At 74.6% G+C, this 20,634-nt stretch carries 17 protein-coding genes and 2 pseudogenes; 9 read left to right on the forward strand and 10 right to left on the reverse strand.

Annotated features, from left to right (window positions below; translation table 11 throughout):
• Positions 1–165: 165 nt before the first annotated feature.
• A complete protein-coding gene (locus FGF04_RS07315; protein ID WP_149510437.1) occupies positions 166–939 on the reverse strand; it encodes an acyltransferase in 774 nt (257 codons plus the stop codon).
• Between the two features lie 158 nt (positions 940–1,097).
• Between FGF04_RS07315 and FGF04_RS07320 the strand changes: the two genes are divergently transcribed.
• Entirely contained in the window at positions 1,098–1,682 is a 585-nt protein-coding gene (locus FGF04_RS07320) for a hypothetical protein (protein ID WP_149510438.1), read from the forward strand.
• Positions 1,679–2,170 (forward strand): RDD family protein, encoded by a 492-nt coding sequence (locus tag FGF04_RS07325; protein ID WP_149510439.1) that lies wholly within the window; start codon positions 1,679–1,681, stop codon positions 2,168–2,170. The genes FGF04_RS07320 and FGF04_RS07325 overlap by 4 nt, the downstream gene beginning before the upstream one ends.
• Before the next feature lie 229 nt (positions 2,171–2,399).
• On the opposite strand, the pseudogene FGF04_RS07330 reads toward FGF04_RS07325, so the two are convergent.
• Positions 2,400–3,656 (reverse strand): annotated as a pseudogene (locus FGF04_RS07330) (MFS transporter); the annotation flags it as partial.
• 76 nt (positions 3,657–3,732) lie between these two features.
• Here FGF04_RS07330 and FGF04_RS07335 point away from each other — a divergent pair.
• Positions 3,733–5,487, forward strand: a complete 1,755-nt coding sequence (locus tag FGF04_RS07335; protein WP_149510440.1) for a SulP family inorganic anion transporter — start codon at positions 3,733–3,735, stop codon at positions 5,485–5,487.
• A gap of 48 nt (positions 5,488–5,535) precedes the next feature.
• On the opposite strand, the gene FGF04_RS07340 is transcribed toward FGF04_RS07335, so the two are convergent.
• Positions 5,536–7,020, reverse strand: a complete 1,485-nt coding sequence (locus FGF04_RS07340; RefSeq protein WP_149510441.1) for an alpha-amylase family protein — start codon at positions 7,018–7,020, stop codon at positions 5,536–5,538.
• Positions 7,021–7,224: 204 nt separating this feature from the next.
• Between FGF04_RS07340 and FGF04_RS07345 the strand changes: the two genes are divergently transcribed.
• From FGF04_RS07345 to FGF04_RS07360, 3 genes are all read left to right on the forward strand, one after another.
• Positions 7,225–7,764 (forward strand): DUF1269 domain-containing protein, encoded by a 540-nt coding sequence (locus FGF04_RS07345; protein WP_235882228.1) that lies wholly within the window; start codon positions 7,225–7,227, stop codon positions 7,762–7,764.
• Positions 7,761–8,243 (forward strand): DUF1269 domain-containing protein, encoded by a 483-nt coding sequence (locus tag FGF04_RS07350; protein WP_149510443.1) that lies wholly within the window; start codon positions 7,761–7,763, stop codon positions 8,241–8,243. The genes FGF04_RS07345 and FGF04_RS07350 overlap by 4 nt, the downstream gene beginning before the upstream one ends.
• Before the next feature lie 205 nt (positions 8,244–8,448).
• On the forward strand, positions 8,449–11,430 hold the full coding sequence (locus FGF04_RS07360) for a LuxR C-terminal-related transcriptional regulator (protein WP_328596278.1): 2,982 nt from the start codon (positions 8,449–8,451) through the stop codon (positions 11,428–11,430).
• Positions 11,431–11,460: 30 nt separating this feature from the next.
• Here FGF04_RS07360 and FGF04_RS07365 read toward each other — a convergent pair whose 3' ends face one another.
• Complete coding sequence (locus FGF04_RS07365; protein ID WP_223146357.1) at positions 11,461–11,961, reverse strand: helix-turn-helix transcriptional regulator; 501 nt, start codon at positions 11,959–11,961, stop codon at positions 11,461–11,463.
• A 111-nt stretch (positions 11,962–12,072) separates the two neighbouring features.
• Positions 12,073–12,369, reverse strand: coding sequence for a hypothetical protein (locus FGF04_RS07370; protein ID WP_149510444.1), 297 nt, complete (start codon positions 12,367–12,369; stop codon positions 12,073–12,075).
• A gap of 197 nt (positions 12,370–12,566) precedes the next feature.
• On the opposite strand from FGF04_RS07370, the gene FGF04_RS07375 reads away from it, so the two are divergent.
• On the forward strand, positions 12,567–13,028 hold the full coding sequence (locus FGF04_RS07375; RefSeq protein WP_149510445.1) for a DUF7144 family membrane protein: 462 nt from the start codon (positions 12,567–12,569) through the stop codon (positions 13,026–13,028).
• 35 nt (positions 13,029–13,063) lie between these two features.
• Here FGF04_RS07375 and FGF04_RS42005 read toward each other — a convergent pair whose 3' ends face one another.
• On the reverse strand, positions 13,064–15,265 hold the full coding sequence (locus FGF04_RS42005; RefSeq protein ID WP_149510446.1) for a diacylglycerol kinase family protein: 2,202 nt from the start codon (positions 15,263–15,265) through the stop codon (positions 13,064–13,066).
• 181 nt (positions 15,266–15,446) lie between these two features.
• Here FGF04_RS42005 and FGF04_RS40925 point away from each other — a divergent pair.
• Positions 15,447–15,719: pseudogene (locus FGF04_RS40925) on the forward strand (gamma carbonic anhydrase family protein); the annotation flags it as partial.
• Here the strand turns inward: FGF04_RS40925 and FGF04_RS07390 are convergent.
• On the reverse strand, positions 15,714–16,883 hold the full coding sequence (locus tag FGF04_RS07390) for a thiolase family protein (protein ID WP_149510447.1): 1,170 nt from the start codon (positions 16,881–16,883) through the stop codon (positions 15,714–15,716). The pseudogene FGF04_RS40925 and the gene FGF04_RS07390 overlap by 6 nt on opposite strands.
• Positions 16,884–16,988: 105 nt before the next feature.
• On the opposite strand from FGF04_RS07390, the gene FGF04_RS07395 reads away from it, so the two are divergent.
• Complete coding sequence (locus tag FGF04_RS07395; RefSeq protein WP_149510448.1) at positions 16,989–17,477, forward strand: winged helix-turn-helix transcriptional regulator; 489 nt, start codon at positions 16,989–16,991, stop codon at positions 17,475–17,477.
• Positions 17,478–17,538: 61 nt separating this feature from the next.
• On the opposite strand, the gene FGF04_RS07400 is transcribed toward FGF04_RS07395, so the two are convergent.
• Genes FGF04_RS07400 through FGF04_RS07410 form a run of 3 tightly spaced genes read right to left on the reverse strand, consistent with a single transcriptional unit; the run spans position 17,539 to position 20,374 of the window.
• On the reverse strand, positions 17,539–18,282 hold the full coding sequence (locus tag FGF04_RS07400) for a cupin (RefSeq protein ID WP_408055592.1): 744 nt from the start codon (positions 18,280–18,282) through the stop codon (positions 17,539–17,541).
• A complete protein-coding gene (locus tag FGF04_RS07405; protein ID WP_149510450.1) occupies positions 18,276–19,220 on the reverse strand; it encodes a DUF6807 domain-containing protein in 945 nt (314 codons plus the stop codon). Before FGF04_RS07405 ends, FGF04_RS07400 begins: the two co-directional genes overlap by 7 nt.
• Positions 19,217–20,374, reverse strand: a complete 1,158-nt coding sequence (locus tag FGF04_RS07410) for a Gfo/Idh/MocA family protein (protein WP_149510451.1) — start codon at positions 20,372–20,374, stop codon at positions 19,217–19,219. The genes FGF04_RS07405 and FGF04_RS07410 overlap by 4 nt, the downstream gene beginning before the upstream one ends.
• Positions 20,375–20,634 lie beyond the last annotated feature (260 nt).

A 20,634-nucleotide genomic window follows, 5' to 3' on the forward strand; every position in this document is an offset into this window, starting at 1 on the left:
GGGTTGGCGCTGGTGGGGACGGTGCTGTTGGCCACGGGCTGAGGGTGTCTGTGGGCTCCGCCCGGGTGTGGTGGTTCGCCGACTGCGGGTGCGTCGTGGCTGGTCGCGCAGTTCCCCGCGCCCCTTTCGGGGCGCCCTTCGGCCGACGCGGTTTTGGAGGGCGGGTCAGGAGTCTGTGTGTATGTCTTCCATCGCCTGTAGGGATGCGATGGTTTCTGCGTCCAGGGTCGACAGGGCCAGGAGTTGTTCGGGGGTTACTCCGTCGGGGATCGGGACCGGTGGCGGTGTCCTGAGCGGGGGCTGCCAGCCGTCGCCGGGGGTCCAGCGGCGCACGACACGGGCCGGCGCCCCGGCCACCACCGCGTGGTCCGGCACGGCACCGCGCACCACCGCGCCGGCCGCCACCACCACGTTGCGCCCGATCCTCGCCCCCGGCAGGATCACCGCCCCCGTGCCGATCCAGCAGCCGGGCCCGATCTCCACCGGCTCCATCCGCGGCCACTGCTTGCCGATGGGCTCCTGCGGGTCGTCGTACGAGTGGTTCGTGGACGTCACGTACACATAGGGCCCGAAGTAGCAGTCGCTGCCGATCGTCACCGTCGTGTCGGCGATGACGTGGCTGCCGCGGCCCAGGACGACCCCGTTGCCGATGCGGAGTATGGGCTCGGGGCCGAGGTCGAGGTCCGGCATCAGCCCGGCGGTCAGCGTGACCTGCTCGGCGATGATGCAGTGGTCGCCGAGGTGGATCCACGGCTCCCCGAAGACCGTGCCCTGCGGGAAGGCGAGCCTGGTGCCCTCCCCCAGCGCGCCGAAGCGCAGCCGTCCGGGCCGCTCGGCGGTCACCGCGCCGGTCCGCTGCACCCAGGCCCAGCCCGCGTGGACGGCCCGCTGCACGAGGCGGCCGCGCCGGGACGAGAACGTGTTCTTGCTTCTGGGCATCCGCTCACCGTACTCAGCGGCGCGCCCGCCCAAGAGTTCGCGGAGCTGTGATCTTCGCCCCACCGCCGCCTCCGGTCCGCCCGTGCGTGCGTCCGCCGCACGGCACCTCACCCGCGGCGGATGATGCGCGCCCGGCCCGGCAGGGGTCCGCTGGCGGCATGACCCGGTACCCCGTCCTGCATCCCGTCGGCACCGCGCGACGCCTGGCGCGGTTCGCGCTGGGGGTGGCCGCCGGCGCCGCCGACGCGCTGATCCGCGGGGTGACGGCCGCGGTCGTCGAGCGCCTGGACCTGGACGACCTGGTGTCCCGCGTCGACGTGAACCGGGTGGCGGACCGGATCGACGTCGACCGGATCGCCGTCCGCGTGGACGTGGACCGCGTGGCCGACCGCGTCGACGTGAACCGGGTCGCCGACCGCGTCGACGTCGACCGCGCGGCCGGCCGCGTCAGCGTGGACCTGGTGATCGGCCGTGTCGACCTGGACCTGGTCGCCGACCGGATCGACGTCGACCGGGTCGCGAGCCGCCTCGACCTCGGCGCCGTGCTCGCCCGGCTCGATCTGGCCGGGCTCACCAAGGACGTGCTGGAGGAGATCGACCTCGGGCGGATCGTCCGCGACACGGGCGGCGGGGTGGCCGCGGAGACCGTCGACGGGTTCCGGGCGCGGAGCATGCGCGCCGACCGGACGGTCAACCGCTTCACCGACCGCCTGCTGCACAGATCCGACGGGTCCCCGCCATGACGGGAGCGGAGCGGGACCCCGCCCCGGACGCGACGCGGGCCCCGGCGCAGGACACGGCGGGGCTCGTGACACGGGCCCTGGCCGCCCTGGTCGACTCCTGCGTCGTGGCCGGTCTCGGTCTCGCCGTCCACCTCGGGGCCGCCGCCCTGCGCGTGCTCGTCACCGGCCCGCCCTTCCGCCTGCCCGACCCGCCGCTGTGGCTGTCCGGCGCGTGCGGGTGGGCCATCGCGCTGCTCTACCTCGCCGGCAACTGGACGCTGACCGGGAGGACTTCGGGCGACCGGCTGCTGGGCCTGCGGGTCACGGGCCGCTCGGGCCGGCTCCTGGGGGTCCCGCGTGCCCTGACGCGGGCGGCGCTGTGCCTGGTGTTCCCGCCGGGACTGCTGTGGGTCCCGCTGAGCAGGCGCCGCGCCTCGGTCCAGGACCTCGTCCTGTCCACCGTCGTCCGCTACGAGCACGCCGAGCGCCGCACGCACCAGGAGCGGTAGGGCCGGGTAGGGCCGGGTAGGGCCACCGCGACCGCCCGTGGCCTCGGGCCTGCCGCGGCCCCGGGCCTCCCGTGGCCTCAGGCCTGCGGACTGGCCGCCGTGGCCTGCCGCTGCCGGCGGGGCAGCAGCGCCGCGGCGCCCAGTCCGCCGAGGCCGATGAAGGCCAGTGTGCCCAGCCGAGGTTGGACACGCTGCGGGACAGCCCCGAGATCTCCCCCTGCCGCTCCTCGCCGAAGCTCGACTGGACCACGTTGACCGACGGGGTGAGCATCACGCCGCACCCCAGCCCGATGAGGAGCAGTCCGGGTGTGGACGCCCAGGCGCTCTGCGAGCCCGAGGCCAGCGCGATGAGCAGGCAGATCCCGCAGACCGTGCCGGCGAAGCCCGTCATGATGAGCGCCCGCTGCGACCACCGCTCCACCAGGCGCTCGGCGGCGAGCGACGACGCGAGCAGGCCGAGCGTGGCCGCGGTGAAGATCACACCGGTCTCTATCGCGTCGTACCCGCGCACCACCTGGAGGTAGGCGGCCACCACGAACGACACCCCCATCAGCATCAGCCACTGGGCGTGCTGGGTGACGAGCCCGAGGTTGGACGTGCGGTCGTGGAACAGGCTGATCGAGAACAGCGGTTCGCGGCCGGACCGCTCCTTCGCGCGCACCCAGCGGAAGAGCCACATCAGGACGAGCGCGCCGAGCGCCAGCAGGCCCGCCGTCAGCCAGCCGTTGTCGTCGGCGGCCAGGATGCCCAGGACGACCAGGACCAGACCGGCCGCGGACAGGACCGCCCCGCCGGCGTCGAAGTGGCGGTCCGGTTCGGGGGGCAGGGGGTCCCGGACGTGCCGGCTCAGCGCGATGATCMCCGCGACCACGGCCGCCTGAAAGACAAAGGCGGCCCGCCAGCCGATCGCCGAGGTGATGAGCCCGCCGATCAGCGGGCCGGCCGCCGCGCCGACGCCGCCCAGCGCCATCACGGTCCCGAACGCCTTGGCCCGGGAGGTCAGGTCGGTGAACAGGAGGGTGGTGAGGATGTAGACGGGCGGGATGAGCAGGGCCGTGCCGACCCCCTGCAGGAGGGAGTAGCCGAGGCCGAGGACGACGAGTCCCGGGGCGAGCGCGCTGAGCACCGCGCCCGCGCCGTAGACGGTGAGACCGGCGAGGAAGCAGCGCTTGCGGCCGTAGCGGTCGGTCAGTTTGCCGCCCGGGATCATGAGTGCCGCCATCGTCAGCAGGAAGAGCGTGATCACGGTCTGCACGCCCTGGACGGTGGTGTCCAGGTCCTCGCTGATGTCGTTGATCATCACGTTCATGTTGGAGCCGGCGTAGCTGCAGATGAACTGGGCGAGGGCGAGCGGGGCCAGGACGCGTCGCGCGATGCGCCGCGGCTGTCCCGAGGGCCCTGCTCCGGCGGGTGTGGGCGGCATGGCCATGTCGGCTCCCGGACGTTCGGATGCGGATATGGTCGGCGGCGGCCGATCGCCCGTCATCACCCTTGCGAGGTGACGACGGGCGCGGGCGCGCCGCAGTAGAAGTCGTGGACGGAGGACCGGGCGGAGGGCCGCGATGCCAGGTGACGGGAAGAGCGCTTCGAAGGTCCTGCCCGGGCTGCGCACGCTCACGGGCTACCGGCGGGAATGGCTCGCCAAGGACGTCGTCGCGGGGGTCGTCCTCACCACGCTGCTCGTGCCGCAGGGCATGGCGTACGCGGAACTGGCGGGCCTGCCCGCGATCACCGGCCTGTACACGTCCGTGCTGTGCCTGCTGGCGTACGCCGTGTTCGGTCCGTCCCGGATCCTGGTGCTCGGCCCGGACTCCTCGCTGGGGCCGATGATCGCCGCGACGGTACTGCCCCTGATCGCCGCGGGCGGGGACAGCGGACGGGCCGTGGCGCTGGCCTCGGTGCTCGCCCTCATGGTCGGGGCGATCACGCTCCTGGCGGGGGTGGCCAGGCTCGGCTTCATCGCCGACCTGATCTCCAAGCCGACGATGATCGGCTACATGAACGGCCTGGCCCTGACCATCCTGATCGGCCAGCTGCCGAAGCTCTTCGGGTTCGGGACCGACGCCGACGGACTGGTCGACGAGGCGCGCGCCTTCGTGCAGGGGCTGGCCGACGGGGAAGCCGTACCCGCGGCGGTGGCCGTGGGAGGGACCGGCATCGTGCTGATCCTGCTCCTGCAGCGGCTGCTGCCGAAGGTGCCCGCGGTCCTCGTCATGGTCCTGCTGGCGATCGCCGCGACCTCCCTCTTCGACCTGGGCCGGCACGGCGTCGGTCTGGTCGGCGAACTGCCGCGGGGCTTCCCGCCGCTGACGGTCCCCGACATCCGGTGGAGCGACGTCGGCCCGCTCTTCGTCGGCGCCCTCGGGATCGCGCTCGTCTCGCTCGCCGACACCATCTCCAACGCCTCGGCGTTCGCCACCCGCACGGGACAGGAGGTCCGCGGCAACGAGGAGATGGTCGCGATCGGCACGGCGAACGTAGCGGCCGGACTGTTCCAGGGCTTCCCGGTCAGCACGAGCGGGTCGCGGACGGCGGTGGCCGAGCGGGCCGGTGCCAGGACCCAGCTCACGGGCGTCGTCGGCGCCGGTCTGATCGTCCTGATGCTGGTGCTGCTGCCGGGGCTGTTCCGCAACCTGCCGCAGCCCGCGCTGGCCGCGGTGGTCGTCACGGCGTCGCTGTCGCTGGCCGACCTCTCCGGGACGGTGCGGCTGTGGCACCAGCGCAAGGCGGAGTTCTTCCTGTCGATCGCCGCCTTCCTGGGCGTGGCCCTGCTCGGTGTGCTGCCGGGGATCGCGGTCGCGGTCGGCCTGTCGATCCTCAACGTGTTCCGGCGGGCCTGGTGGCCGTACAACACCGTGCTGGGACGGGTGCCGGGGCTGGCGGGCTTCCACGACGTCCGCTCCTACCCGCAGGCCGAGCACCTGCCCGGGCTGGTGATCCACCGCTTCGACGGCCCGCTGTTCTTCGCCAACGCCAAGGCCTTCCGCAACGAGGTGACCCGGCTGGCCCTCGCGGAGCCGCCGCCCGTCTGGGTGCTGATCGCGGCCGAGCCGGTGACCGACGTGGACACCACGGCGGCCGACGAGCTGGAGGAGCTGGACGAGGCGCTCGACGAACGGGGCGTGAGCCTGGTGTTCGCCGAGCTCAAGGACCCGGTGCGGCGCAAGATCGAGCGGTACGGGCTGACCCGCTCCATCGATCCGGAGCACTTCTTCCCGACGGTCGAGGCCGCGGTCGCCGCCTTCCGCGAGCGGACCGGCGCCCGGTGGACGGCGCCGGACCCGCCGGTGCCGGACGTGACGGCGACCGAACGCTGAACGGCCCGCGGTCCTCGCAGACTCAGGTGCTCGGCCGCCGGCCGGTCCTCAGCCGTCGGCCGGTCCCACCGCGAAGACGTGCGTGCCCCACGCGTCCAGGTCCACGAACAGGCCGGGACCGCTCAGCTCGGCACCGGAGCGCAGGTGGCGGGCCCCGTCGAGCAGCCCGGTCAGGGGCAGGTCGCCGGCGCCCAGGTCGGACCACGGCAGCCGCACCCTCGCCTGGGCCGGCTGCCCGGAGAGGTTGACCACCGTCAGGAAGCGTCCCGCGCCGCCCGACCAGCACCAGGCGAGCAGGTTCCGGTACGAGCCGTTGTCCGGCCAGCCCTCGCAGTCCAGGAGCCGCCACCGCCCGGTGCGCATGCCGCTGCGGTGGACGGCGGCCAGCAGCCTCTCGTGGAAGGCGCGCAGTTCGCCGTCCGGCGTCTCCTCGGGCCGCCGGTCCAGGAAGACCGGCAGCTGGACGCGGCGGCCGGTGAACTGCCCCTCGTACCACAGGGTCGCCCCGGGCAGCGTGGCGATGACGACCGCGGCGGCCCGCTCCTTCGCGGGCTCCATGGTGTGCGCGGCGCGCGGCTCGTCGTGGTTCTCCAGGAACCGCACGAGCCGGCGCTGGTAGTCCTCGTCCGCCGCCAGGTGCCGCCGTACGGATCCGGCGTCCTCGTGCAGCAGCCGGTCGTAGAGCCGCTTGTCGTAGCAGAAGTCGAACCCCTGGCGCTGCAGCTCCCATTCGAGGTCCCAGTACGCCTCGGCGACGAAGACCATGCCGGGGTGCCGGCGCCGTACGCCCGACATGACCTCGGGCCAGAACTCCCCGACGGGCCGCGGGCCGGCCCGCTCCCCCCAGGTCCGGGCGAAGACGTCGTTCGTCATCAGCATCGCCATGTCGCAGCGGACCCCGTCGCACAGGTCGCCGATCCGCGTCAGCACGTCCGTGGTGGCCGCGCGCAGGGCGGGCTCGAACGCGTTGAGCTGGACCACGTCGGGCCAGGGCGGGAAGAAGGGGTCGCGGCCGCGGGCCAGGACGTGGTCCCCGACCGGGAGGTAGCCGGCCGGATCGGCGCGCAGCTCGTCCGCGGTGCCCCGCACGAAGTACTCCGGGTGGGTGAGGGTCCAAGGGCTGTCCGGCGCCACGTGGTTGGGCACGTAGTCGAGGAGCAGCCCGATGCCGCGGCCGGCGAGTTCGGCGCGCGCGGCCGCGAGCCCCTCCGTCCCGCCGAGCGCCTCGTCGGCCTCGTAGCGGCGGATGCAGTACGGCGAGCCGGCGATCTCGTCCTCGCGGATGCCGGGCACGGCCCGGCCGAAGGCGGCCGTCAGCGACGGGTCCCGCAGCGCGATCTCCCGGCCCTGCGGGCTGCGTTCCCACACGCCCATGAGCCAGACGGCGTCGACGCCGTGCGGGGTGACCTCGTCCCAGGCGTCCTTCGGCACGTCGGCCAGTCCCCCGCGCCGGCCGGTGCGGCGCTGGACCTCAAGGAGCCAGACCCGCGTGTTGACCTCGTGGACGACGGGCTGTGCCGGGAGCTCGGTCATGGTGTCCCTCTCCTGCCTGGCTGCCTGCCCGGCTTCCTGTTCCGCCCGGCTTCCCGTTCCGCCTGGCTTCCTTCGGAATACGCCAGTCTGTCCCGTCCCCTCGCCGCACGCCTCACCTCCCACGGGTGACGCGGACCGGCCCGGCGGGCGGCTGGATGGAGGACGGCCGCATCGAAGGGAGCTGACATGGTCAGGATCGGGCCTGTGCAACTGCTGACGGTCGAGTTCGGACCCGACGCGAAGTTCGAGGGAAGGATCGTCGACGAACTCGGGGCTCTGGACCGGGGCGGCCACGTCCGCGTGCTGGACCTGCTCTTCGTGCAGAAGGAGACGGACGGCGGCCTCGTCACGCTGGACTACCAGGCGGAGGGCATGGGGCAGACCGTCGCCGCGCTGCTCGGCATCCCGCGCGACGTGCTGCAGGACGCGGAGGCGGACTTCCCCTCCCTCACCGAGGGCAACGCCTTCGGTCTCTCCCTGGACGACATCAGGGACATGGCACAGCAGCTGGACCCCGGGACCGCGGCGGGGTTCGTGCTGCTCGAACACGTCTGGGCGCGGGATCTGAGGGCCGCCGTCCGGGAGGCGGGCGGCGTGCCCGTCGCGGAGGGCTTCCTCACCGAGGAGTCCCTGGGCCTGGTGGTCGCCGAGATCACCGAGGCCGTCGTCCGGCTGGAGGAAGAGGCCGCGCAGAACACCCCCGAAGGCCGGGCGTCCGGCCGGAACACCAGGAGGTCCCGATGACCGATCTCGTCGTACTGGGCTTCTCCGACAAGGAGAAGGCCGAATCCGTGCTGCGCCTGTCGAAGGAACTGTCCAAGCAGGAACTCCTCGACCTGGAGGACGCCGCGCTCGCCTGGCGGACCCCGGAGGGCAAGATCCACGTGCGCCAGTCCTTCAGCCCCACCGCGCACGGGGCGGCCGGGGGCGCCCTGTGGGGCACGCTCTTCGGCATGCTCTTCCTGATGCCGGTGTTCGGCGCCGCGGTCGGCTCGGCCACCGGGGCGCTCGCCGGGAAGCTCACGGACGTGGGGATCAACGACGCCTTCATCAAGGAGATCGCCGGCACGCTGGAACCGGGCAGGGCAGCCGTCTTCGCGCTGGTCCGGCGCTCGACGCCCGACCGGGTGCGTGAGGCGCTGCGTCCCTTCGGGCCCACCGTGCTGCGCACGTCGCTGACGAAGGAGCGCGAGGAGGAACTGGTCGCCACCCTGCAGGGGTGAGCACCCCCGCACCGCCCGGGCGAACTTCACCCGGGTGAGATTGTGGCCCGCACCGGTCCGCGGCTCCCCGGTGCGGGCCACACTCTCGTCTGGCGCACATCCACCGTGCTCCGGGAGCGAGGTGCCGTCGATGGACGGACGGACGGAACGGCGACGCCCCCCGGGCGCGCGGGGTGCCGGGGAGCCCCTCACGTCCCGTCCCGGCGTGCCGCCGCTGCCGACGTGGCTCGTCCCGCGGCCCCGGCTGACGGACCGCCTCGCGGGCGGTGTGCTGAAGCCGCTGACCGTGGTCGTGGGCCCGGTGGGCGCCGGCAAGTCGGCGCTCGCGGTGGRGTGGGCGCACACCCGGCGGGCGCCGGGCCCGGTGGCCTGGGTCACCTGCGACGGCGCGGAGGAGCGGCCCGACGTCTTCTGGCCGCGGGTGCTGGCGGCGCTGCGGGAGGCCGGCGTCGACCTGCCGTCCCTGCCGCCGGCCTTCCTGCCCCCGCCCCTGCCGGACCGGGGCACCCTAAGGGCTCCGGCTCCGACCACCGCCACCGCCGACGGCGACGGTTCCGCCCCGGGCCGGAACGGCTCCGCCCGAACCTGGCCGGGCCCTACGGGGACCGACCTTACGGAGGCCGGTCCTGCGGGGACCGGCCCTGCGGGGACCGGTATCCCCGGCTCCGGTCCCGATGGCTCCGGTGGGCCCGCGCCCGACCCCGCCGACTCCGGGCCCGCCGGCTCCGGGCCCGCCCACTCCCGCAGGCCCGAGCCGGGTCCCGCCAGCCCCGGACCCGGCTACGGCGACACGGCCCGCGGAGCACGTCCGGCCTCGGGCGGCGTCGCCGCAGGCGCCCCGGCCACGAGTGGCACGTACGACGGGAACGGGACCACCGAGCCCGGCGATACGGCCCGCAGGGGACGTCCGACCCCCGGCACCGTCGCCCCGGCCACGAGCAGCGCGTACGACGCAACCGGAACCGTCGCCCCCGGCAGTACGGCCCCCGGAGCCGTCGCCGCAGGCGCCCCGGCCGCGGGCGGCGTGCCGTACGACGGGGGCGGGGCTGGGCCGGTGGGCCAGACCGGTTCGGCAGGCCGTGGTGGTGTGCTCGTCGGGATTCCGTTGGAGGACGCCCACTTGGCCGGTGCCCCCGCGCCGCACGGTTTTCCCCCGGCGGGGGCGCCGGCCGGCCCGGCGGCCGGGCAGCCGCTGCTGGTGGCCGCCCTCGCGGCGGCCCTGGCCGCGCGCGAGGAGCACGTCGTCCTCGTGCTGGACGACTTCCAGCCGGAGAGCGGCTCGCCGGTCGCCGAAGGCGTGGCCCGCCTGCTCAGGCACGCGGCCCCCGCGCTGCGGCTGGTCGTGGTCGCGCGCCGGGACCCTCCCCTGCACCTGCACCGGCACCGGCTGGCCGGCGACCTCACCGAACTGCGTACCGGGGACCTCGCCTTCGACGACCGCGAGACGGCGGCGCTGCTGGCGCAGCACGGTGTCGAGGTGCCCCGGGCGTCGGTGAACGTGCTGCGCGAGCGCACGGACGGATGGGCGGCCGGTCTGCGGCTCGCCGCGATGTCGATGGAGGGGCGCCCCCATCCCGAGCGGCTCGTCGCGCAGTTCGCGGGCGAGGACGAGGCGATCGTCAGCTACCTCGTCGAGGAGGTCCTGGACGGCCAGCCGCCGGCCGTGCGCCACCTGCTCCTGACGACCAGTGTGCTGGACCACCTGAACGCCGAGCTGGCCACCCGGCTGGCCGGGCAGGAGTCCGGCCGGCACTTCGCCGCGCTCGTCGAGCAGAACTCCTTCCTCCAGCACGTCGGTCACGGGTGGTACCGGTGCCACCGAATGTTCTGCGACGTCCTGCGGGTACGGCTGCGGCACGAGGCGCCGGACCTGGTGCCCGACCTGCACGGCCGGGCGGCCGAGTGGCTGGGCGAGCACGGGCTCCTCGCCGAGGCCGTGCGGCACACCCTGGACGCGGGCGACCGGGACCGGGCCGACCGGCTCGTCGTGCACCACCTGGCGATCGGGCAGGTGCTCGGGCTGACCGCCTCGCGGTTGCCCCTGGACCGGCTGACGCGCCCCCGCGCCGACCCGGCGGCGCGGCCCGGGCGGCCCCCGGGCCCCGAGTCCGCGCTGGTCGCCGCGGCGGCGGCGCTGGCCCGCGGCGAGGGCCCGGCCTGCGCGGAGAGCCTGGTGCTGGCCGACCGGCTGATCGGTGAACTGCCCGACGGGGAAACCCCCGGCGGCGCCGACCGGATCGCCCGGTGCCGGCTGTCGCACGCGGTGATCCGTGCGACGAGGGACCGCCCCCGGCACCCGGCCGCGGCCCGCACCGCGGCGGCGGACGCCGAGCACCACTTCTCACTGCTCCCGCGCGCCCTGCGGGAGGAACGGCCCGAGCTGACGGCGCTGACCCTGTCGGTCCTCGGCCGGGCCGAGGTGCGCGACGGCGGGCTCAAAGCGGCCGAGGTGTCCCTGACCGCGGGGCTGAAGGCGGCCTGCGCCGCCGGCAACGGCGTACTGCGCCGGGACTGCCTCAGCGAGCTCGCGCTCCTGGAGGTGCTGCGCGGGCGCTTCCGGGCCGCGGACCAGTTCGCCGCGCACGCCCGGCAGCCGCCGCTGCCGGCCTCCGCGGCGCCCGACCCGTCCCTGGCCGCCCTGCACGTCGTACGCGCCTGGGTCGCCCTCACCCGCTTCGACGCGGCGCGCGCCCGCGGTGAACTCGCGCGCGCGAACAAGGCGCTGCGCACGGTGCCCGACCCCTTCGTCACGGGCGCCGGGTCACTGGTCGCCGGGCTGATCACCGCGGTGGAGGGCGGCGCCGCCCGCTTCGAGGTCCCGGACGGCCTGCCCGGCGCGTGGGCGGACGGCCGGCTCGCCGAGGAGCTGCGGCAGACGGTGCGGCGCACGTGCGCGGCCTCGCTCGCCGAGGCCCGCGCCCATCCGCTCGCGGCGCGGCTGCCCGGCCCCCGTACCGCGCCGGAGCAGCCGCCGCGGGAGGAGCGGCCGCCGGTGGAGCAGCTCAGCGCGCGGGAACGCGACGTGCTGCGCCACCTGGCGCGGATGATGACGACGGAGGAGATCGCCGAGGAGCTGTACGTGTCGGTCAACACGGTGAAGACCCACCTCAAGAGCGTCTACCGCAAGCTCTCCGTGACCCGGCGTTCGGCGGCGGTACGGCGCGCCCGCGAGCTCGAACTGCTCTGACGCCCCTGCCGTCCTGCGGGCCACCGGCGGTCACAGGAGCCGCAGCCGCGCCGCCCGGTCGACGGCCGCCGCGCGCGACGACACCCCGAGTTTGCGGTAGACGGCCCGCACGTGGCTCTTCACCGTGTTGTGCGAGACGAAAAGCTCCGCGCCGATCTGCCGGAGCGGCACGTCCTCCTGGAGCCTGACCAGCACCGCGTGCTCACGTTCCGTCAGGAGGACGGCAGGCGACGCGGGGTCAGGGCGTCCGGCATCGGTTGCGGCTGCGGCTGTGGCGGGCGGCACGGCAGCCAGCGCCGCCGACGCCTCGTCCAGCAGCAGGTGCGTACTGCGGGGGTCGGGTGACGCGACCGCGATCTCCATGAGCGCGTCGGCGACCCACACCAGACAGGCGGTGACCACCGTGTCCGTGTCCCCGGCGGCCCGGTCCAGGGTCTGCAGCCGTCCCCGCAGCGTGGAGATCCGCCCGGGTTCCGGCCCGTCACAGGGTGTTCGTCTTCCTTCCCGTCCGGTGTTCAGCGCTGCAGGCATGTGACTCGCCTCCTCTACAGAGTGCGGAGGGCGGTACACAGCCACCGTGGGAGCTGGATCTTCGGACGGGAAGGGGGCCCGGGCCCATTTAGCCCAGATGCCGGACACCGTCTACGGCGCGTTGGGGGAGGCGGGATCCGCGCCGGGAGCACGCCCCTCGGGCAATCGGCGCACTTCCACCAGCTCCAGTCCGAGCGCCTGGATGCGGTCCAGGATCCCGTACAGCGCCGCCTGGTCGAGACGGGCACCGTGCAGGACGGTCTCCGGCGGGCTGACCGTGACCGTCAGCTCCGCGAAGGCGGACCGGAAGGCCTGGGAGACCCGGCCCTTGATGCGGATCTCGAAGTCGTCGCCCACCTGCCGCGCCTCGCCCCGCTCCGCTCCCGGGCGTTCCTCCGCCGTCCCCATGACACACCACCTCCGCCGCCGCAGCCGGGGTCCTCTTCAACCTTTTCAGGAACCGCGTGGTCCGCACATCACACAGGGTGGGTGACGGTGGCGGCCGATCCCGTACGCGCACGCGCACCGGGACTCATCCACAGCGGGTGAAGCCCGGCCCCGGGCACCGGCGGGATGCTCGTCCCTCCAGGACGGAGGTACTCGACATGGCCGAGCAGACATCCACAGGGCGGTCCCGGCAGGAATCCGCCGCGCCGGAACCGCGGATCAGGCCGCTGATGGTCGGCGGGGTCGTCTTCGCCGTCTGCATGATGGCGATCGTGGGCGCCTACCAGGTGTTCGTCGGCATGGGCGCGCTGATGGAGGACAACTTCTACACCCGGTCCAACGACTACCCGTACGACCTGAACGTCAATGTGTGGGGCTGGGTCCACCTGGGCTCCGGGCTCGTCGTCCTGGCCGCCGCCTTCAGCGTGTTCAAGGGCAAGACCTGGGCGCGCGTCGTGGGCATCACGGTCGCCGCGCTGAGCGCGATGGAGAACTTCTTCTTCACCCCGTACTACCCGCTCTGGTCGATGCTGATCATCGCGTTCGACGTGCTGATCATCTGGTCCCTGGCCACCTACGGGCACGCCCAGGCGCACAAGGTCTACGGCGCGCCGCTGTGAGTCCCGCCGCGGCCCCCGTACGCCGCCGTGCCCGTTCACCGGGTACGGCCGGGGGCCGCCGGCAGGGCCAGTCGCGCGATCCGGCGCCAGTCGGGCCGCGGCAGCGGACGCGGCGTCCCCGGCCGGTCGCGCGGCACCAGCACGGACAGCGCGCCCGGCCGTGCCTCGCAGCGCACGGGGACGCTCAGGAGCAGCGCCTCGCCGTCGACGCCGACGGGGATCCGCTCCCGGTCGGCGTCGACCACCACCTCCCGGGCGGTCACCCGGGTCAGGCCGGCGGCCCGGCGCCCGCGCAGCAGACCGGCGGCCTGGACGGCGCCGCTGACCTTGACGCCGACCACGCCCAGCTCGCCGCCGTCCATGCGGGCCCGGCGGCCGAGGCCCGCGATGTCCCCCGTGCCGTACGGGTTGTTGCTCACCAGCAGCGCCTGTGAGCCGCTCAGCGCCGTGTCGCCCGCCGTGGCGGCGAGGCGCGCGCCCTGGTGCCCGACGAGCAGGTCGGGGAGGAGTTCCAGGGTCGTACGGGTCTTGTCGTCGCGGTAGGACGGGCTCTGCACCACCTCGGCGTACGCCCCGAACGACACGTTGTTGACGAAGGGGTGCGGGCCCGCCCGGCCGAGGTCGACGCGGAGCAGCACCCCGTCGCGCAGGGCGTCCAGCGCCTTGGCCGGGTCCGCGCGGTCCAGGCCGAGGTCGAGGGCGAAGTGGTTGCGGGTGCCGGCGGGCACGACGAGGAAGGGGATGCCGAGCGAGGCGGCCACGTCGGCCACCAGGGCCTGGGTGCCGTCGCCGCCCGCCACTCCGAGCAGGTCGGCGCCCTCGGCCGCGGCCTTGCGCGCCAGTTCGGTCACGTCGACCTCGCCGGGGCCTTCCAGGAGCAGCACCCGTGCGCCCAGTGCCTCGGCCTTCTCCCGCAGCCCGAACCGTCCCACCTTGCCGCCGCCCGAACGCGGATTCATGATCAGCACCGGGTGCCGGACCCGTGGGGCGGGGTGCTCCGCCGTCCCGGCCGGTCCGTCGGAGCGCGGGAGGGCGCGCCGGCCCGCGCCGACCGCGATCACGAGCAGCGCACCGGCCAGCGCGGCGACCCACGCCAGGTGCGCCCTGGTGTACGCGACGACGATCCACACCGGCGCGGCCAGGGCCAGCAGGCCGGCGAGCAGGCGCCACGCGCCCCGGCGGGTGAGCACCCACCAGAGCGCCGCGGCCGTGACCGCCAGGCCGGCCAGTCCCACGGCCAGCAGGCCGAGGGTGCGCAGTCCCGCGAACACGACCAGTACCAGCACCGCCGCCGCACCGGCGGCCAGCGACGCGCGCGCCGACCACCGCTGACCCCGTGTTGTGGGTTCCATGGCGTCACGGTCGTCCGCGCCCCGGCGCGCCGCATCACCCCCGGCAGGGGATCCCGCAAGGGATCCAGCAGGTGACGCGGCGGATTCCGGCGGGGCGCCGGGCAGGCCGAGGCGGGTCCTGAGGAGGTCGTCGTGGGCCAGTACGTATCCGACGGCGATCCCGCCGGCGACGATCGCGAAGAAGCCGATGAGCCACGTCAGCACGGTGAAGACCGAGCCGAGCGGCCCGTACCGCTCGACGCTCAGTTCCAGCGAACGCGGCAGCCAGATCCCGGAGACGGCGGAGTACGCGACGACTCCGGCGCCGGTCAGCAGGGCGCCCGGCAGCAGCGGCAGCCAGGCCACCCGGCCGCCCAGCAGCAGGTGCTGCGTCCACCACCACATGAGGACCGCGGCGGCGAGCTGCAGGGGGATCCCCAGCGCGGGGCCGGCGCCGAACCCGCCGCGCAGCGTCCCCTGCAGCACCAGCACCGCGATCCACACGAGGAGCCACACCGCCCAGCGCCACGCCACCGTGCGCAGTCCGGACCGCGGCAGGTGCCAGGAGCGCTCGCACAGCCGCTGCAGCGCCCGGCTGAGGGCCGTGGCGGACAGCAGCGCCACCAGCACCCCGATCGCGCCCCAGGTCTGTGCCGTCTCGCCGCCCCGGTAGACCTCGTCGACCTGGGTCAGGACGGGGCCCGAGGAGCCCAGCTGGAGGCGCAGGGTCGCGACGAGCTCCCGGCGTACCGCGGGCGGGGTGAGGGACGCGATCGCGAGGAGCAGCGGCAGCGCGGCCAGGAAGGCCTGCGCCGCGAGCCGGGTCGCCATGTCGAGGATGCTCACGCTCACGAGCTGCCGGCCGATGCGGCCCGTCGACGACCTGGCGAGCCGCGTGAATCCCATGCGCGTGCCTTCCTGGCCCCGGGGCGACTGCTGGCACCTCACCCTGCGCGCGCCGGGGCGGCCGTGCCTCGCCCGGAGCGGGTGACACCGGCCCGCGCGGACCCGGCGGGCACGGACCCGGCGGGCCGGGCACGCCGGGCATCGCCTACCGTGCCGGTGTACCGACGACGAGGAGACGGTGATGGGCACAGGGGCGCTGGTCATGGGGTTTGGCGGCAAGGACCCGCGGGTGGATCCGGAGGCGTTCGTGTCGCCCACGTCCGTGGTGATCGGCGAGGTCACCCTGGGCCGGGGCGCGAGCGTCTGGTACGGCGCGGTGCTGCGCGCGGACGCCGGGCCGATCGTCGTCGGCGCGGACAGCAACGTGCAGGACAACTGCACGCTCCACGTGGACCCGGGGTTCCCCGTCACCATCGGGGAGCGGGTGTCGGTCGGGCACAACGCCGAGCTACACCCTTTCAAGCACCATCGCGTTGGCCAGACCCCCCGCCTCGCACATCGTCTGCAACCCGTACCGCGCCCCACGCTCCCGCATCGCGTGGACGAGGGTCGTCGTCAGCCGCGTCCCGCTCGCCCCGAGCGGATGGCCGAGCGCGATCGCACCCCCGTGGACGTTGACCTTGGCGAGGTCGGCCCCCGTCTCCTGCTGCCAGGCGAGCACCACACTGGAGAACGCCTCGTTGACCTCGAAGAGGTCGATGTCGTCCAGGGCCAGCGAGGCCCGGCGCAGCACCTTCTCGGTGGCCGGGACGACGCCGGTGAGCATCAGCAGCGGATCGGACCCGGTGACCGCGAAGCTGTGCAGCCGGGCCAGCGGCCGCAGACCGAGCCGGGCCGCCATCTCGCCGGAGGCGATGAGCACGGCCGACGCGCCGTCGTTGACCGGGCTGGCGTTGCCCGCGGTGACGTTCCAGTCGATCTGCGGGAAGCGCTCGCCGAAGGCGGGGTCGTAGTAGGCGGGCCTGAGTCCGGCCAGGACCTCCGTGCTGCTGCCCGGCCGCACGCACTCGTCGCGCGTCACCCCGTCGAGCGGCGCGACCTCGGCGTCGAACAGCCCGCCCTCCCACGCGGCCGCGGCCCGGCGGTGCGACTCCACCGCGAAGGCGTCCATCCGCTCCCGGGACAGCGACCACTTCGCCGCGATCAGCTCGGCGCTGATGCCCTGCGGCACCAGGCCCTCGGGATACCGCGCGGCCACCCCGGGCCCGAAGGGGTCCTTGCCCTCGGGCACGTTCGACCACATCGGCACCCGGCTCATGGACTCCACCCCGCAGGCCACGACCAGGTCGTACGCCCCCGAGAGGACGCCCTGCGCCGCGAAGTGCACGGCCTGCTGGGAGGACCCGCACTGGCGGTCCACCGTCGTGGCCGGCACCGCGTCGGGGAAGCCCGCCGACAGGACGGCGTACCGGGTGGTGTTCATGGCCTGTTCGCCGACCTGGTCGACCGTGCCGCCGATCACGTCGTCGACGAGGGCGGGGTCGACGCCGGATCGCTCGACGAGCGCACGGAGGGTGTGGGCGAGGAGTTCCACGGGATGGACGTGGGCGAGCGCACCGTTCGGCCTGCCCTTGCCGATCGGGGTGCGTACGGCTTCGACGACGACTGCGTCACGCATGGTCTGGCCCCTCGGAGTCAGTGGGTTTGATTTCCGGACTCACCAAGTGACCCAACGGTAACCCAGTGGGTTGGAATAACCAACCCACCCCGTAGACTGGGCCGTATGAAGGACGCCCGCCCCTGTTCGATCGCCGACACCCTCGCTCTCGTCGGCGAGAAGTACTCCCTGCTCGTCCTGCGCGAGGTATCCCTGGGGGCCACCCGGTTCGACCAGCTGGTGCGCAACACCGGCGCCCCGCGGGACGTCCTGGCGACCCGGCTGAAGCGGCTGGTCGAGGCGGACCTGCTGGAGAAGGTCGCGTACAGCGAGAGGCCGCCGCGCCACGAGTACCGGGCCACCCGGGCGGGCCGGGAGTTGGAGCCGGTGCTGCTGACGCTCATGGCGTGGGGCGACCGCCACCTCAACGAGGGCGACCGCCCGATGGTGATCGAGCACGCGGGCCGCCGGGGACGGCCCGGGGGCAGCCTCGGTGACCACGAACTGGTCCCGCTCGTCGTCTGCGCGCAGTGCGGCGAGGAGGTCCACCACGACGACCTGACGGCGCACCCGCAGGTCCCGGGCTGGACGGCCACGGGACCCGCGAAGACCTGAGCCCCGGACTCCCTTCAGGTCCGGGCCCCGGCGGCGCAGGCTGTCAGCTACCGGCTACCGGCTACCGGCCGCGGTACACGTCGAGCCGCCCGCACATGCCGTACCTCCCGCGATCCGACGGCTCCTCGGCCCGTACGGCGGCCTCGGCGAGGTGGGACACGTCCCCGCGCTCCAGCCGGTCGAGCTGCTCCCCCGTCGCCTCGGCGGCCGCCCGGGCGCCCCGCCGCCACCGCTCCCGCCACTCGCCGAGCCGGGGCCGCACGAGGGCCGCGGCGGCCCGGTGGAACGCCGCGAGGGGCTCGGGCCCGTCCGCCTCGCGCAGCGCCCGGTACCCCTTCAGGGCGAGATCGCGCCGGGCGCGTACGAACCGCTCCCGCTCCTCCTCGGACGCGTCCGCCGGGACCGCGGTCGCGGCGGCGTAGGTCCGCGGGTCGGCCAGGTACTCGGACGGCAGGGTGAGCACCGCGTCGCCCGCCTCCGGCAGTCCGCCGTTCTGCATGAGGACGGTGATGCGCAGACCGCCCTCGTCGACCAGCCGGTGGACGGTGCCGGGCGTGAACCGGGCGACCGTGCCCGGCGCGAGCGGCGTGACCCCGTACCCGGAGGCGGTCAGGGTCTGCACGGCGCCCCGGCCGCCGGTGACGACGTACGCCTCCGAACAGACCAGGTGCAGATGGGGCGTTCCGCCGCACACTCCGTCGTCGGCGGGCCAGTCGTAGACGCGCAGGTGCGAGACGGCGACCCCGCCGGGCAGGCCGTCGAAGCCCGCCGGCGGCCCGGCCGGGTGACCGTCGGCGCTCACCACGGGTGCTCCGCCAGGTACGCGGCGATCCGCGCGCGCTCCCAGGCGCCGTCGGCGACGACCAGGCGGTAGCGGCGGGTGAGCGTGTCGCCGGGCGCGAGCTCCAGTTCGTCGAAGAAGGCGAAGGACGGCGCGACGGCCGCGAAGGGCTCGTTGCGGACGAACCAGTGGGCGGGGTGGGCCCCGTGCGCGCCCGTGTGGTCGTTCTCGGGGGCGTGCGCGAAGACCAGCGTCGCGTGCCCGTCGGCGCCGTCGTGCTCGGCGCGGTACGCGAGCCAGGGCGCCTGGCGCCCCATGAGCCCGGGCCCCTCGGCGTCCGGGCCGATGATCCGGCCGCCCCGGAAGCCCCGGGGGCCGCGCCAGAACAGGCCCGTGTAGCCGGCCAGTTCCCGCCCGGCCGTCGTCGGGCTGCCGAACCGCAGGGGCTCCGCCCGCCGGTTGGTGACGGAGGTCGTCCAGGTCAGCGCCCAGGAACCGGACGCGGGATCCACGTCGTGCACCTCGATGCGGCGTTCCTCCTCGGCCCAGAGCGAGCCGTCGTACGGGTACCAGGTGAGCCGCTCCGCGAGGACCGCACCGCCCGGCCCGGCGCCCTCGGTCCCGACGTGGTCGAAGGCGACGTGCCGCATCGACCCGACCCGCTCGGGCAGTTCGAGGTACCCCTCGCCGTGCACGTACGTGTTGCCGCCCCACAGGTTGGCGCCCGACAGGTGCGAGGCGGTCATCTGCAGGCCCTTGTGCCAGCGGTGGTCGTTCGGCCGGTAGTCCGTCACGATGTCGCCCGCGAGGGTTCTGATCGGGTGCAGGTACGGCTTCGGGGCCTCCCAGGCCGCCTCCGGGCCGTACACGTAGCTGAACAGCTCCACGCCGGTGCCGGGTTCGGTGACGGTGACGCGCTCGCCGTGCGCGTGGACCACCCGTAGGCCGCCTCCCACGGTCATGCCGACGCCTCCTCGTAGGTCGCGGGCGCGGGCGCCCAGCCGGGGGCGCCGCCGTGCAGGGCCGTGTAGAAGGGGTCGCCGGGACCGATGTCGCCGGCCCGGACGGTGGTGTCCGTGAACGCCGACTTGTAGAGCGCGGTGACCAGTTCGAGGCTGGTGCGCCCGTCGGCGCCGCTGCTGCGCGGCCGTTGCCCCGCGCGCATGCTCGCGACCAGCTCGCGCAGCTGGGCGAGGTGCGAACTGGGCACGTCGGGACCGAAGTCGCGCCAGGCCGCCGCCTCCCCGGCCGGGACGCCGGGCGCGGGGGTGATCCGCCAGTTGTCGTTGCCGTGCCCGTAGAGGTGCGTCAGCTCGACCGTCGCGCGCTCGCAGTCGATCCGTATGCGGCTGACCTCGTCCGGGCTGAGGACGCTGTTCACGACGGTCGCCAGGGCGCCGCCGCCGAAGCGCACGAGAGCGGTGGAGACGTCCTCCGTCTGCACGTCGTGCACCAGGCGCCCGGCCATGGCCCGCACCTCGCTCCACGGTCCGAGCAGGTCGAGCAGGAGGTCCGTCTGGTGGATGCCGTGGCCCATGGCCGGGCCGCCGCCCTCGGTGTCCCACCGGCCGCGCCAGGGCACGGCGTAGTAGGCGGCGTCGCGGTACCAGGTGGTCTGGCAGTGGGCCACCAGCGGCCGCCCCAGGGCCCCGTCGGCGATCAGGCGGCGTACGTGCCGCGCGCCCGAACCGAACCGGTGCTGGAAGACGATGGAGGCGTAGGGGCCGCCGTCGTCCTCCTGACCCTCCTCGGCCTCGACGGCGTCGAAGTCGGCGAGGGAGGGCACGGGCGGCTTCTCGCACCACACCCAGGCACCGGCGCGCAGCGCGGCGACCGTCTGCTCGCGGTGCAGGGTGGGCGGGGTGCAGATGCAGACGAGGTCCGGGCGCTGCTCGGCGAGCATCCGGCCGAGGTCGGTGTACCCGTGCGGGACGCCGCCGTCCGCGCAGAACCGCTGGACGGCCCCGGTGTCGACGTCGACCGCGGCGACGACCTCCAGCCCGCCCTCGGCGGCGAGGGCGGCGAGCGCGGGCAGATGGCTGCCGGCGGCGATGGCTCCGGTGCCGACGACGGCGGCCCTGATCCTGCGGGTGGGGGCGTCGCGGGAAGTACGCATGGACGGGATCAGCGCTCCATCGGACGGGACGGCGGACCTGGCGGACGCCTGCGCGGTGCGGTGACGCCGGGGCGCCCCCGCCGATAGCAAGCGCTTTCACTCCTCGCGGAAACGTAAGGGGAGGTGTCGTGGTGGGTCAACACCCCGGGGCGCCCCGGCCCGTGGCGCTCCGGGCCGAGGCGCCACGGGTGACTCCGCCGGCGTGAGCATCGGTGTCGCGGGGGGGGGCGCCGACGGAGGCGCGGGAGGGAGTGTGGGCG

The sequence above is a fragment of the Streptomyces apricus genome (genome assembly GCF_008369065.1).
Taxonomy (GTDB): domain Bacteria; phylum Actinomycetota; class Actinomycetes; order Streptomycetales; family Streptomycetaceae; genus Streptomyces; species Streptomyces apricus.